The organism is Nostoc sp. CENA543 (assembly GCF_002896875.1).
Classification (GTDB): Bacteria; Cyanobacteriota; Cyanobacteriia; order Cyanobacteriales; family Nostocaceae; genus Trichormus.
In genome coordinates this window covers 1498070-1513451 of sequence record NZ_CP023278.1, presented here as the reverse complement: position 1 = coordinate 1513451, position 15382 = coordinate 1498070, and the positions used below count along the sequence as shown (strand labels likewise).

The 15382-nt window shown below is 41.8% G+C and carries 10 protein-coding genes; 5 read left to right on the top strand and 5 right to left on the bottom strand.

What is annotated here, in order from left to right:
- Positions 1 to 10: 10 nt before the first annotated feature.
- From CLI64_RS06385 to dapF, 3 genes are all read right to left on the bottom strand, one after another.
- Positions 11 to 913, bottom strand: a complete 903-nt coding sequence (locus CLI64_RS06385) for a cation diffusion facilitator family transporter (protein ID WP_103136423.1) — start codon at positions 911 to 913, stop codon at positions 11 to 13.
- A 279-nt stretch (positions 914 to 1192) separates the two neighbouring features.
- Positions 1193 to 2437, bottom strand: a complete 1245-nt coding sequence (locus CLI64_RS06380) for a calcium-binding protein (protein WP_192881686.1) — start codon at positions 2435 to 2437, stop codon at positions 1193 to 1195.
- A 492-nt stretch (positions 2438 to 2929) separates the two neighbouring features.
- On the bottom strand, positions 2930 to 3769 hold the full coding sequence (gene dapF, locus CLI64_RS06375) for a diaminopimelate epimerase (protein WP_103136421.1): 840 nt from the start codon (positions 3767 to 3769) through the stop codon (positions 2930 to 2932).
- 141 nt (positions 3770 to 3910) lie between these two features.
- Between dapF and CLI64_RS06370 the strand changes: the two genes are divergently transcribed.
- Complete coding sequence (locus CLI64_RS06370) at positions 3911 to 4135, top strand: RNA chaperone Hfq (protein ID WP_103140617.1); 225 nt, start codon at positions 3911 to 3913, stop codon at positions 4133 to 4135.
- Between the two features lie 126 nt (positions 4136 to 4261).
- Here the strand turns inward: CLI64_RS06370 and CLI64_RS06360 are convergent, their stop codons facing one another.
- Positions 4262 to 6565 carry a cation:proton antiporter gene (locus tag CLI64_RS06360; RefSeq protein ID WP_103136419.1) on the bottom strand — a complete coding sequence of 768 codons (2304 nt, stop codon included), beginning with the start codon at positions 6563 to 6565 and terminating at the stop codon, positions 4262 to 4264.
- A gap of 593 nt (positions 6566 to 7158) precedes the next feature.
- On the opposite strand from CLI64_RS06360, the gene CLI64_RS06355 reads away from it, so the two are divergent.
- Positions 7159 to 9801, top strand: a complete 2643-nt coding sequence (locus tag CLI64_RS06355; protein ID WP_103136418.1) for a DUF3536 domain-containing protein — start codon at positions 7159 to 7161, stop codon at positions 9799 to 9801.
- Between the two features lie 61 nt (positions 9802 to 9862).
- On the opposite strand, the gene CLI64_RS06350 is transcribed toward CLI64_RS06355, so the two are convergent.
- Positions 9863 to 10483 carry a hypothetical protein gene (locus CLI64_RS06350; protein ID WP_157943202.1) on the bottom strand — a complete coding sequence of 207 codons (621 nt, stop codon included), beginning with the start codon at positions 10481 to 10483 and terminating at the stop codon, positions 9863 to 9865.
- A gap of 287 nt (positions 10484 to 10770) precedes the next feature.
- Here CLI64_RS06350 and CLI64_RS06345 point away from each other — a divergent pair, with 287 nt between their 5' ends.
- From CLI64_RS06345 to CLI64_RS06330, 3 genes are all read left to right on the top strand, one after another.
- Entirely contained in the window at positions 10771 to 13035 is a 2265-nt protein-coding gene (locus CLI64_RS06345) for a CHAT domain-containing protein (RefSeq protein WP_103136416.1), read from the top strand.
- Between the two features lie 65 nt (positions 13036 to 13100).
- The gene (locus CLI64_RS06340) at positions 13101 to 14348 is read left to right on the top strand and encodes a GTPase family protein (RefSeq protein ID WP_103136415.1); all 1248 of its coding nucleotides are present in this window, start codon (positions 13101 to 13103) and stop codon (positions 14346 to 14348) included.
- A 193-nt stretch (positions 14349 to 14541) separates the two neighbouring features.
- Positions 14542 to 15321, top strand: coding sequence for a DUF6816 family protein (locus CLI64_RS06330; RefSeq protein WP_103136414.1), 780 nt, complete (start codon positions 14542 to 14544; stop codon positions 15319 to 15321).
- Positions 15322 to 15382 lie beyond the last annotated feature (61 nt).

The following is a 15382-nucleotide window of genomic DNA, read 5'->3' as shown; positions in this document are numbered from 1 at the left end:
TCCCTCAATCTTAGCCGACTCCTGAATCAAAGCTAATTTTTTCAGATTCGTATGCTGGTGGTTCGACATGAATTAATATCCGCACCGGACTAAAACGTGCTTCTAGTTGACGTTCTACTTCCTCTGTGATGCGGTGGGCGGTTTCCACATCAGGCGCGTCTACAATTAAGTGCATTTCTATGAAAACTTGACGGCCTAAAATCCCCCGTGAGGCGATATCGTGACAGTTGATTACACCAGGGACAGATGTGGCGATAGCGTGGATGGCTTCCGGTGCGATCGCAATTTGATCTACTAACCAGGGTAAATTTTCTTTTAAAACTGACCAACCACTCCAAAAAACCAGCAAAGCCACGGGAAACGCTAAGAAAATATCTAGCCACTGATAACCCAACCACACACCAATCAAACCAACCATGACAGAGATTGTTACCCAAACATCACTCATGGTGTGAGTCGCATCAGCAATTAAAATTTGGCTACCGACTCGCTTACCCACACCTCGCTCATAAAAAGCCACAAAGATATTTATACCCAAGACAATGAGTAGTAACCACAATTCTGGGGGTGATATTTTTACAGGTTCACCACCCTTAAGAATGCGCTCAATTGCACCTTGGAGAATTTCAAAACAAGCAATTCCTAAAAAAGCGGCGATGCCTAAAGCACCCACAGCTTCAAACTTTTGGTGTCCGTAGGGATGCTCGCGATCAGGATACGGGGAGGACAATTTACTAGCAAATAATCCTAAAACGTTGTTGGCACTATCGGTCACACTATGCAAAGCATCAGCTAATAAACTCAGCGAACCCGTTAAATACCCCACAAATGCTTTTAACCCCATCACCAATAAATTCAGCACTAGGGTAATTAGTAAAACCTTCCTGACTTCAGCCCGATTATCGTAAGTCATAGATATTTTTTACAGTAAGTTCTATGACTTATCAGTGTACTGCTAATGTCGATTTTCTTACATCCGTAAATTGTATCAAAGTCTTACACAGTAAGGATTATATATCTCTATAACTAACAGTTTATAGCTATATTTATTGAGATTAATTCTAACTAAAATAGGCAAAAAATAGAGATATAAAAATTTTGCATTCTGTAGAATCTATATCTGTTCAGGGACGCAATCTCTTGCGTTCCCATCAATGTTGCTCACACAAACGAGAAACACTATAAACAAGACTTAGACTACTAATATATCGCTGGCGGTGAGAGTGGGTGCGCCTTGGAGGGTAGCTACTTTGACTTGCTGTCCGAAACCAGGATAAGCTCCCCGATAGAACAAATCACCAGTGCTACCGTCGTAAACAAACAGTGTGTTTTGAGTAATACTACCAGTACCTAACACCAAGAAGCGATCGCTGGCTAATTGACCATCAGGTACAGTGTAATTATCGTAACCAGCAAAACCGTAGTATGTTAGGGTTGATTCTGGTGCAATGGGAATTGAAGCTGTAGAGGAAGTATTATCTACTACCAGTTTGTCTACCCCTGGTGTGAAATCTGTAATAACACTGGCATTAATTTGTTGAAAGCTAACTCCCGTGCGACCAGCTATTATCTTCCAACTGGCTTTTAGAGTGAATTGGTCTGCACCTTGACCACCCGTCAGGGTGTCATTTTCAAATGTTCTGAGGATATCGTCACCACCTCTACCATTCAGTACGTTAGCACCGATAAAGCCGTCTAAAACGTTGGCTTTGCTATCTCCTAAGATGGTGTCATTTGCAGCAGAGCCGATAACGTTGTTAAAGTTTTTGATCGTGAGGGTGGTTGTATCATAGGTAAGTTTTTGAGCAGCTAAATCTACATGGATGGCTGGAGCTGAAGCGGCTGGAAGAAATACACCACGATTAGCCCCAGGATTAAAGTAGGCAAAATTAATGGTATTGGTTTTATCTACAGCCCCAATAATAGTTTCTACCGATTCTAAGGTGTCTTTAGGAGCGGTAGCTGGTGTGGAGATAGGTAATGCACTGTTACCGCCATCTTTTACCACTCGTAAGGCTGGGTTTGCCTGAAAAGATGGGAATGTACCAGTATAGTCGTATTCAAAGCGTAGGGTTACGCCTTGATCTAACCCACGATAGTCAGCAGTATCATAGCCCTTTCCACCAATTAAGTAGTCAGAACCTGAGCTACCAAAGAGCCAATCATTACCATCACCACCATCTAATCTGTCATTACCATCCCCGCCATCTAGAGAATCGTTACCCCTGCCACCAAAGAGACTATCATCGCCGTTTTCTCCTAACAGGGTATCATCACCATCCCCACCATTGAGGGTGTCATTACCATCCCCACCAAATAACCAGTCATTACCGCCAAGACCATTGAGGATGTCATCACCACCCAAACCAAGCAAATAGTCTGAACTGTTGCTACCGGAGAGGGTATCATTAAGCCCAGTGCCTATTTTTATTACCATACTATTTTTCCTAAATACAAGTATTGAAACGAAGTCAAGATATACAGCACGTATAAAAAAACACCTAAAAAATTTTGCAGCAGTAAATCTAGTTTGCATAGAGCCGAAATATCACAAAATTTCCTATGCTTAGTGTTTAATTGGGCTAGTAGCTAATCAGAAGGGAAAACCTTCACGCCAGTAACTTTCCGCCCATAGTTGGGTTTATAGGGAGGTTAAGATATTTGGTTACTCAGCTCAATAGAAATTTACTCTAAGTAAATTTAAGTAGTAATACAGTTACTGAACGTTATTAGTAGGTTATTAGATGTATTTGTGCTGTATTCATAGAAATTAAGAAGATAATATAATTAAGATTTTTCATCCGTAAGTGTTCTAAATCACTGATAGCTATGAGAGAAATCATTGTTGTTTCGGTCAAGTCACCAGGATGGGGAAAATGGTAGTTGCCAGATAACTCTGGCACTACTATCTAGGGAAATAACAATTTAGCTACACTTTACCTGTGAATACTCGTTCAGCCGGGCCTGTCATGTATACTCGTTGGTCTAGTTCTGACCATTCGATTTCTAGTAGACCACCGGGTAATTCTACGGTGGCGGCGCGATCGCATTTATCGTTTAACACAGCAGCCACCAAGGAAGCACAAGCACCAGTTCCGCAAGCTAAGGTGATTCCTGCGCCTCTTTCCCAAACACGCATTTTCAAATAGTCACGACTCACGACTTCAATAAATTCGGTGTTGGTGCGTTGTGGGAAAACTGGGTGATGTTCAAATTTTGGCCCGATAGTTTCTAAAGGAATCGCAGCTACATCTGGTACAAAAGTAATACAGTGAGGATTGCCCATACTCACACAGGTGACATCCCAACTTTTCCCTTCTACTTCTAGAGGTTGGTTAATCACTTTCCCGTCAGCCCCACCCAAGGTAGTAGGGATTTCACTGGCTAGTAGTCGGGGTAAACCCATATCCACCCTAATTTGACCATCAGGCATGAGTTGGGGTGTGATTACGCCAGCTAAAGTATGAATGCGGTAAGTATCTTGATTGCGAGATATCCCTTCTAAATCTGCGATAAATCCAGCTAAACAGCGAATCCCATTACCACACATTTCCGGTTCTGAGCCATCGGAATTAAAAATCCGCATGGTGTAATCAGTATCCTTTTCTCCTGGTAAAGCGAAAATTACACCATCAGCACCGATACCAAAATGGCGATCGCATAATTGAACAGCTTTCTCAGGACTCAATACAGGAGTCTTAGAGGCACGATTATCAATCAAAATAAAATCGTTGCCCAAACCGTGATACTTAGTAAATTCGATTGCCATTTTTCCAATGATGAACTATCAATGATTAGGGATTGGGCATTGGGCATTGGGCATTGGGCATTGGAATCAACCTTTCTTCTGTTCCCCATTCCCCATTCCCAGTTCCCCATTCCCCATTCAATTATTCCATCATTACCAAAAATGACTGTAACTGATTTTGACACTTCATTGCCTAGCATTCGCCAAGTCCAAACCCTGATTAAAAATACGGGAACAGTAGAATTTAAGGTAGTTACTGGCGACTTGCTCAAAGGAAGAATTTTATGGCAAGACCCCAACTGTGTTTGTATTGTGGATGAAAATAGTCAACAAATTATTATTTGGAAATCAGCGATCGCTTATTTAAAAGCGGGGAATCGGGAATAGGATATTGGGAATAGGGCATTGGGCATTGGGAATAGGGCATTGGGCATTGGGCATCGGGAATAGGTATTTAATTCTTACACCTCTACACCCTTACACCCCTACAGCCCTACACCCCTACACCCCTGCTCAAACTTCCTTGACCGCTTGCGTGTCCCTAGCTTTTATGGGGATAGATAGGGGTAATTGACCGACAAATAGCGGTTGTAGTTGACTTAACCCTTGGAAGCTACCACAGATTAGCACTTGGTCGTCGGCTTTCAAATCCATGCTTTGATCAGGAAGGCGGATAAATTTGCCGTCTCGCCGCATAGATTGGATTTTTACCCCTGCTTCTAGATGTAGAGTTAAGTCGGCGATGGTTTTACCTAAAACGGGGGCGTGAGTACCGACGGTAATCCACTGACAGGCACTATTTTCGCCGGGGAAAGCGACTTTTCCTTGGGCTAGTTCTGCTAATGCTGCTAGTTCTTCCGATGCGCCGACAACTAACAAGCGATCGCCTGCTTCTAATTTGGTTTGTTGATTGGGATAGTCAATTTCTTCGCCGTTAGCGCGGCGAATCGCCATTAAGATGACCCCTGTCAGGTAGCGGATATCGGCTTCTTCTAAACTCATCCCAATCAGGGGTGAGTCTGTGGGTAGGGGATACCAACGGCGATTGAGGTCGCGGGTGACTTGGTCTAGGTGTCGGGAAACTTCGGAAGCTGTACGTTCAGGACGCAAATCTAAGTAATGATCGTTACGGATTTGCTGCATTTCCCATTGCAATACAGAGGACGGGAAGTTGAGGCTAGTTAATAGATAGGTAGCCATTTCTAAACTTGCTTCAAATTCTGGCTGTACTACTTCCTTGGCACCTAGTTGATACAGTACCTCAATGTTTTTGTCTTGGGTAGCCCGCACTACTAAGTTTAATTCGGGATGTAATTCTAAGGCGCGTTTTAAGCATAGACGGATACTCATAGGGTCAGGAAGGGCGATCGCCATCCCCTTAGCATGATGTACTCCTGCCGTCTCTAAAACGTGTAAACTGACGCAGTTACCGTAGACGTAAGGGACTCCGGCTTCCCGTAGCTGCTGAATGCGGCTTTCTGATTGGTCAATCACCACTACAGGTAAGTTATGCTGCTGTAACAGCTTGACCAAATTCCGACCGACTCGCCCATAACCGCAAACTACCACATGATCCTCAAAAGGTAGGTCTTCCGAGACATCCTTGGCTTGAGTTTCATCGAGATAGGGTTGCAGCCAAGGTATTGATTCCATCAAGTTAAATAAAAATGGTACTAATTTTAGTACAAAGGGAGTCAGCATCAAGGTAACGGCGGTAGTTCCCAATGTGAGTAAATATATCCGCCGTGAAACTAAGCCCAAAGCCTGTCCCTCACTGGCTAACACAAAGGAAAATTCTCCAATTTGCGCCAGTCCCAACCCCGCAATTAAAGCTGTTTTTAAGGGGTAACGGAACAGTTTCACTAGGGGCGTGATAATTAAAAATTTGCCGACGAATACTAAAGCGACTAACCCTAAAATTACTTCCAGATTGTTCCACAAAAACACGGGATCGATTAACATCCCGATCGCGGCGAAAAACAAACTCGCGAAAATATCTCGCAGTGGTTCAACATAGGTGAGAGTTTGGTCAGCATACTCCACCTCAGAAATCATTAACCCAGCAACAAACGCCCCCATTTCAATGGAGAGTCCTAAATATTCTGTCAGCAGGGCGATTCCTAAGCACAAAGCCACGACCCCTAAAAGGAATAGTTCTCGGCTTTCAGTACGGGCTAAAAGGCGCAGCAAGGGCGGGATTAGCCAAATTCCCGCCACCACTGCACCAGCCGCAAATAAACCAATCCGCACCAATGCTGTTAACAGCGCAATGCCAATGGCTTCCCCTGGGGCGTGGAGTGCAGGTAACACCGCCAGCATTAATCCCAAGGCTAAGTCCTGAACAACCAAAATCCCCAGCATCACCTGACCGTGGGGGGTTTCGGTTTCGTTGCGCTCCATCAAGCATTTAAGCACAACTGCTGTAGAAGATAGGGAAAGAATCGAGCCTAAGAACACCCCCTTAGCGGGTAGCGTTCCCCATGCGCCCGTGACTCCACACACCACCACCGTCACCAGAATTGTCAAGGCGATTTGTAGTCCTCCACCGCCAAGGGCGATCGCTTTCACTTTTTTCAGTTCAGCAAAGGAAAACTCCACACCCAAGGCGAATAACAGGAAAGCGACTCCAAATTGTGCCAGCGTTTCCACCTGCACAACTTCCTTAATCACCCCCAACCCAGCCGGCCCCACAACCATACCGCCAATGAGATATCCCAGCAGTACGGGTTGTTTTAGCATAGCTGCTAGTAACCCGCCACAGGCGGCAACGCCTAAAACTGCGACTAAATCGACAATTAATCTAAAATCTTCTTGCACCAGTTTTTCTAAGAACTATTAAGACCCATTAACTTTAGAATACAAATTTTTAACTATCTAAGGGGAGGGTGGGGGCAATTCAAAATTCAAAATTCAAAATGAAATTGGGGATTGGGGACTGGGGACTGGGGACTGGGGTTTAATCTTCCTTGCACCCCTGCTTCCCTTACACCCCCACCCCCCTACACCCTTACACCCCTGCACCCCTAACCTGAGACTCTTAATAAAGTAAAGTTGCGCTTTATTAAAATTTCGTAATCTTCCTTCGCAAAACTATCAATTTAAATTTGGTCTTTTACACCAAAAATGGGGTTTAATAAATTAAAAGATAATTAAATTTTTGATTGGTTCTGCCAACCAAGAAACTCTGATAAGGGGCGTTGTGCAATGCCAAATAATTTCATGAAATTATGGTCAACAGCTTGGCGATAACGCAGATTTCTGATCATAATAAGATTAAATTCGTTGCAAATTAGCTGTATCCCGTAATCATAGTTTTCGTATATACCGGATTTTACTCTCAAGCTTATGTAGAAAAGTTTGAGGACGATGTTTCCGGCATGAGTGTAAGTCTTTTTTTAGGATAAATATACATGACTTCTGCTGCTGAGAAGCCAGTTAATTCTGGCTCAACATCCCATTTCTCTATTTCCGATACTCACCACAGTGATCCCCAAAGACAAGCTACGGGTGTGTATGTGACGGTTCACGGTCATTTTTACCAGCCACCACGGGAAAATCCCTATTTAGACGCGATTGAACGGCAACCTAGTGCTGCACCTTTCCATGATTGGAATGAGCGTATTCACTGGGAATGTTACCGTCCTAATGCCTTTGCTAGAGTCTTAAATGACCAAGGCGAGGTGGTGGGGATCGTCAATAATTACGAATATATGAGCTTTAACATCGGCCCGACCCTGATGTCGTGGCTGGAACGCTATGATGTGGAGGTTTATCAACGCATTTTAGAGGCGGACGCAAAAAGCTGTCAAAGATTAAATGGTCATGGCAATGCGATCGCGCAAGTATACAATCACATCATCATGCCCTTGGCGAATGAACAGGATAAATATACCCAAATTCGCTGGGGGAAAGCAGACTTCCGTAACCGTTTTGGTCGTGATCCCGAAGGAATGTGGTTAGCTGAAACTGCGGTAGACTACGCAACCTTAAAGGCTTTGGTGGCGGAAGGCATTAAATTTATCGTCCTTGCACCATCCCAAGCCCAGCGTTGTCGCCCCTTCCCCACTCAAGATGATCCCCAACCAGAATGGCACGAAGTCGGCGGTAGTCAGATTGATCCCACCCGTCCCTATCGTTGCTATTTGCGCGGGGATCGCACAGAAAATCTCAGTGACCAACTACCCATTCCCAATGACCAATGCCCATATATTGATATTTTCTTCTACGACGGCCCAATTTCACGGGATATGGGTTTTAGTGATGTTGTCTATAATTCGCATCACTTCGCTGGACGTATTGGTGCGGCTGTGCGCGGGGATCATCGCCAGTCACAGTTAATTTCTGTAGCTACAGATGGGGAAACCTTCGGACACCATAAAAAAGGTACGGAAAAAACCCTAGCCTACGCCTTTACAACTGAGTTTCCCCAACATGGTTGGACAGTCACCAACTTTGCTCACTACCTGAGTGTGAATTCTCCCAGATGGGAAGTTGAATTAAAATCTGTGACGGCGTGGAGTTGCGCCCACGGTGTTGATAGATGGCAAGATGATTGTGGTTGCGGTGGCGAAGGCGGTGTTTGGCATCAAAAATGGCGGCGACCGTTGCGAAATGCCTTAAATTGGCTACGGGATCAATTAGTGACTGTTTACGAAGAATATGGACAGGAATTTTTCCGCGATCCTTGGTTAGCTAGGGATGAGTACATTGATGTGATTGGCGATCGCTCGGCTAGCAATGTGAGTCGGTTTTTGTCCCGCCACCAAACCCACAAACTCACCGCCGCCGAACAGGTAGACGCTTTACGCTTACTAGAAATGCAGCGTCACGCTTTATTAATGTTCACCAGTTGCGGCTGGTTCTTTGAAGAACTATCTCGCCCAGAAGGTACTCAAATTCTCCGTTACGCCGCCCGCGCTTTGGAATTGGCGGAAGATGTCGCCGGAGTCCAGCTAGAAAAAGGCTTTATCAAACGCCTGAGTGCAGCACCCAGTAACGTAGACACTTTTAAACATGGTGCAGAAGTTTATCGTCAATTAGTGCAGACTGCCCAAATTAGTTTTAAACAAGTAGCTGCCCATTACGCTATTACATCCATCTTTAATGGTCAGGGATCAGCCCCTGGTCATCATCAAAAGCGTATTTATTGCTACACAGTGAATGAGGTGGATTACCAACTGCAACGCATGGGGGCATTGACTTTGGCAGTGGGGCATTTAAAACTAGTGTCAGATATTACCTGGGAAAGTGAAAACCTGGTATTTGCTGTGCTGCATTTAGGTGGTTGGGATTTCCACTGCTGTATTCAAATGTTTACTGGGCGGCGGAACTATAGCCAGTTGCGAGAGAAGTTATTTAGCGCATTACAACAAGCTAGTGCAGCTCAAACCATCTTAGTGATGACACAGATGTTTAATGGTGAGGCTTACAACTTGCAAAATCTGTTTGCAGAGGAACGTCACCGGATTATGCGCTTACTGTCTCAAGAAACTCTATCACGACTAGACCAACTTTATACCCAAGCGTATCGAGATAATTATGGCGTGATTATGGCGTTTCATCGCGATGAACTAGCCGTTCCCCAAGAGTTGCAAGTAGCAGCTGAGATGGCTTTAGGATATCGCTGTATGACCACATTGCGATCGCTAGAGCAAGATGTCACTGAGCCGGTGTTAGTGTGGAATCACATATTAGAATTAGAAGCGATCGCCACTGAAACTAAACATCTGCGTTGTCGATTAAATATTCCTGAAGGTAAGCAAATTCTAGAACAGTTGATTTTGCGATTGCTGTGGAGATTACTGCACGATAGCAACGGTAGTTTTGCGACAGATATCCAATGTCTAGAAAGATTGATTGATGTGGCTTATCAATTAAATATTGGTATTTCGTTACATCAGTCCCAAGAACTATACTTTAACTGTCTGCAAAGTCAAATCATTCCTTTTTGTTTGACTAATCAAGAAGACAACACCCAATGTCAGAATTTACTCAAGTTGGGTCAAAAGTTAAGGGTTGATGTGAGTAATATTGTCAGTCAATTGGGATTTTAAATTAAATTCCATGTAGCTAACATGCCGGATTTGTAGCAATTACAAATCCGGCGTTTAGTCTTCATATTCTATGATTGATTTGTCTAACTTTTAGCTGCATAGCATCTACAATTGTTTGAGTGATAGTTAGTATGACAATTACACCACCGATTTCTAAAATTTCTTTGCCGACAATGAATATCATGATCAGAAATTCTGGGATGTTATTGAAAGCCACTACTCTGCCTGTATAGTCATATTTGTATATTGCTTGTCTGAGCAAATAAGATGTGATGAAAATACCGTATATTGTAGGAACTAGGCGATACAGACGGAGTCCATATCTTTGCAATTGACGACTTTCGGCTTGAAAATGATTTGCGATCGTCATCAAAGTTTTCCAGATGAAAATGATAAAAATAAAACTCCATAAAGCATTCCAGCTACTAATCGGGTAATTGTCATAACACTGGTGTAAGTCTTCATGTAGACGATAAATCCACACTAGTGACAGAATCCCTATTGCTAAAGTGATGCAGAACGAAGTTATGGAAAATAAATTCCAGAAATTTCGTAAAAGCAATGCTGGCGTTGTGTAATTAATTAGCTTTAAGATTGTGGAAACCAGTGTTAAGGCTGTAGCAATACGCAGCAGCCATAAAAGTATTGCAGCAACTCCTGCTGATTTCAGAGTTACGTCCAAGATTTTTTATCTTCATAGAGATTTGATAACTCTTAATTATACGAGTAATTGCCTAGATAAAATGCTGTTTATTTTCTTTACAAATAGCTGTATGGGTTTGATTTTGAATTAAAAGCCTAAATCCATAGCCTATTCGCGGTGTCCAGATCCCCGAATTCTCAAAGCAGTCGGGGATCTTGTGTCTCATGAATGATTGAGGATTACTATAGACGTTTAGCGATCGCTGTGCTTTTTACGGAAGCGGTGAGTATCATAGAAATCTTCTATTACCAGTTAGTGAGGTAATTATGAGAGTTCAAGATACAAATACCGTAAAATTACGAGTAAAGCTTTTAGGAAGTGCTTTGGCATCAACCGCCGCAGGCATCGCTCAATTATTAATTCTTAGTATAAATATTAACTATCAAGCTATTGCCCAACCGATCATTCCAGCCGCAGACGGAACTAACACCGTAGTTAACCCAACTCAAAACCAAATTAATATTAGTGGCGGTAAACTTTCGAGTGATGGTCAAAACCTATTTCATAGTTTCCAAAGATTTGGTTTAGATGAAAATCAAATCGCTAATTTTCTCTCTAATTCCAACATTCAAAACATTTTAGGGCGGGTAGTAGGTGGAGATGCTTCTGTAATTAATGGTTTAATTCAAGTTACTGGTGGTAACTCTAATTTATATTTACTTAACCCTGCGGGCATTATTTTTGGTTCCAACTCTAGTTTAAATGTGCCGTCTTCCTTTACTGCTACTACAGCTAATAGCGTCAGGATTGGCAATGATTGGTTTAATGTATTTTCTGCTAACAACTATCCTAATTTAATCGGTCAACCCACACATTTTAGATTTGATACTAATCAAGCAGGAAGTATTATTAATTTGGGTAATTTAACTGTAGAACGTAACTTCAATTTATTGGCAGGGAGTGTTAGTAGTAATGGCACTTTAACAGCAAAAAACGGCAATATCATAATTGCTACCTTACCTGGAAAGCAATTTATTCGCATTTCTCAGGGAGGAAGTTTATTAAGTTTAGAAATCCCCACAGATTCGGCTCAATCAGTTATTGATATTAACGCTTTACCAAAACTCTTAACAGGAACAGGTACAAATGAAGATTTGCTCAATAATCAGCAGCAAGTCATGATTAATTCTGGCAGATTTGGAAATGGAGGAGATAGAAACGTCAACCGAGCCAATAATAATCAACCCCCTGAAAAACCAAGAACAGCACCAGATAAATTTAAAGTATTACCTGCTCCCGCAAATAATATCAATAATCTTCCTTTGATGGCAAAACACCAAGCTATTAATAGATTAGAGCAAATAAATACTCAAGGCTTTACTTCTCTATTAGGCATTGCCAAAAGAACAGTCAAAACTACAGAAGATATTAAAATTAGTTTTCATAAAATTCATCAAGATATTGGTGTAAAATCAGCATTGATTTATATTAATTTTGTCAGTGCCAATGCTATCAATCCATCTGGTAGTGTACGTGTCATTCAAGATAACGATGTGCTGTCTATAGGTGTGGTGACAGATGAAGGTTTACTGGGTTATCAAGTTGTGGACGGTGCAACTAGAAAACAAGTTATGGCAATTGTTGAGCAATTTAGATCGGCAGTCACTAATCCCAATAATCAAAATTATCTAGTTAGTTCGCAAGCCCTTTATAAATTACTGATTGCACCCAATGAATCAGAACTACAAAAACAAGGCATTAACAATTTAATGTTTGTGATGGATGATGGCTTAAGATCGATTCCTTTGGCAGCTTTACATGATGGTCAAAAATTTCTTATTGAAAAATATAGCATAGCATTAATTCCCAGCTTCAGTTTGACAAATACTGAATATGTAGGGATAAAAAATCCCGAAGTATTAGCAATGGGGGCAGAAACTTTTACCCCAGAACAAGAACAAACAGAATTACGTGCTGTACCAATAGAATTATCAACTATCACCAAGAAAATTAAAGGTCAATATTTTATTAATAGAGATTTTACTCTGAACAATATTAAAAAACAACGCAAACTTAAGCCCTACCCCATTATTCATCTAGCTACTCATGCTTATTTCCCTAGTAAAAATGAAGAAAATAATCAACCAGCTTATATTCAGTTTTATGATTCTAAATTACCGTTATCACAGATAGAGCAGTTAGGATTTAATAATCCACCTGTGGAATTGTTGGTATTAAGTGCTTGTCGTTCAGCCGTCGGTGATGAAAAAGCAGAGTTAGGTTTTGCAGGTTTAGCGGTTAAAAGTGGTGTAAAATCAGCCGTAGCGAGTCTGTGGTATGTTTCTGATGCTGGAACATTCGCCTTAATGACAGAGTTTTATAATCAATTACGCCATAATCATCTAAAAGCTGAAGCACTAAGACAAGCTCAAATTGCTATGCTAAAAAAACAAATTCACTTAGAAGGAAATGAATTTGTCTTTCCTGAAGGAAATGTTTTCGTTCCCTCAGAATTAGTCCCCTATTTAAATAATGATACGTCTCATCCCTATTATTGGGCAGCATTTAGTGTTATTGGTAGCCCTTGGTAAGTTATATAGATGTCTGTACAACGTAGCATTGATATAGGGGAGTACATCAAGAAGTAGTAACGACTATGCAACCAAACTCTTGGAAAAATCGCCTGACTGAAGTCTGGAATAAGACAACAGGTTTAATGCAACGCCTACCCGTAGATCAAGCTGCAAAAACAATAACGCAGTGGTTTAAAGTCAGTGAAAGCGAAATTACAGAAATTTTAGAACAAGTCCGCCAAGAACTACCAACGACAGAAGCATTGTTAATTGGTAAACCACAAGCTGGTAAAAGTTCCATTGTGCGGGGACTAACCGGAGTTTCTGCGGAAATTGTAGGACAGGGATATCGTCCCCACACACAGCACACTCAACGTTATGCTTATCCTTCCAGCGAACTACCATTGTTGGTTTTTACTGATACAGTAGGGCTGGGTGATATTAACCAAGAAACTCAGGCGATTATCCAAGAGTTAGTGGGAGATTTACAACAGGAGACTAAACGCGCCAGAGTCTTAATTTTGACAGTGAAAATTAATGACTTTGCTACTGACACACTCCGCCAAATTGCTGAAAATTTACGGCAAAAATACCCAGAAATTCCCTGTTTACTAGCAGTTACTTGTTTACATGAAGTCTATCCGTCTAGTATTGCTGATCATCCAGTTTATCCCCCAGATTATGAGGAGGTAAATCGGGCTTTTGTGGCGATGCAAGAAGCCTTTGCGGGATTGTGCGATCGCTCGGTGCTAATTGACTTTACTTTAGAGGAAGATGGGTATGATCCTGTATTCTACGGTTTGGAAGCCCTCCGCGATACTCTAGCAGAATTACTCCCCGAAGCTGAAGCACAAGCTATTTATCAGCTATTAGATAAGCAAGCAGCCGAGAAACTGGGGAATATTTACCGAGATGTGGGTAGACGTTACACATTATCATTTGCTGTCATGGCAGCGACTGTAGCAGCTGTACCCTTACCCTTTGCTACCATGCCTGTATTGACAGCATTGCAAGTATCAATGGTGACACTATTAGGCAAACTCTACGGTCAAAACTTGTCACCATCCCAAGCAGGTGGTATTGTAAGTGCGATCGCAGGTGGTTTTTTAGCCCAGGCCATAGGTAGGGAATTAGTTAAATTTGTACCAGGTTTGGGCAGTGCGATCGCAGCATCGTGGGCAGCTGCTTATACTTGGTCATTAGGAGAGACAGCCTGTGTCTACTTTGGTGATTTAATGGGTGGAAATAAACCCGACCCCCAAAAAATTCAAACAGTCATGCAAGAAGCATTTGAAAAAGCCAAGGAACGGTTTAAGGGAATTAAGGATTAGAGTGCTGAGTGCTGAGTAATGAGTAATGAGTAATGAGTAATGAGTAATGAGTAGTGAGTAATGAGTAGTGAGTAATGAGTAGTGAGTAATGAGTAGTGAGTAATGAGTAGTGAGTAATGAGTAGTGAGTAATGAGTAGTGAGTAATGAGTAGTGAGTAATGACTAATGACTAATGACCATTGACCATTGACTAATGACTAAAAAACTTATCTTAACTATCTTTTTAATCTTTTCCTGTCTGTGGGGATGGACTAATTACGCTGTAGCAGGTGAACTATCTGAACGCTTGGCGAACTTTCCCCAGTGGGAAAAATTAACTTCTGTAAAACCAGCAAACGGAGATTTAATTTATCCACAATGGATGGCGGGAACATGGGAAGTAAAAAGCACATTAGTGGATTTAGCTGCACCTCTCGCACCAGATGTTGTTACACCTGGATTTGAAGGCAATCGTGAACAACTCAACCAGCCTATCAGTTTTTTAGTCCGATTTATGCCAGAAAGTAAAATAAATTCGGGCTTAAAATCTCTGATTCAAACTAATAATAATTCCCCAATTATAGTAGCAGATAGAGCATTTAATAGCTTAAACTTAGCCAGGGCTTATTTAGGAGATGCGGCAGTATTAGCTGTCAAAGTTGATCCTGATTCTCCCAATCGTCAAATTACATTCTTAAATTCAGAGCGTCAATTAGTTTCGCTTGTGACTGCACGCGCCACAGAAACTACAGCAGATGATAAATTCATTACTACAGAAGTGTTTCAACAATTATTTAAAGGTGGCTCTCGACCTTATTTAAATTCAGTTGAATCTACTACAGCATATCATCAACTTTCTACCCAAAATCCAGCTATTGAAGCGGATCAGGTAACTGCTGTATATCTTTCTTCTCAAGATCCAGATTATTTTAAAGCAGGTTCTCAACCTGTAGCTTTGTATCGCTATCGCCTAGAATTTTACCCACAGGAATAATAGATAAAATAGTTTATAAATTTTTTGATGAATGATGGCGATCGCTGGTCTTTTCCCAACT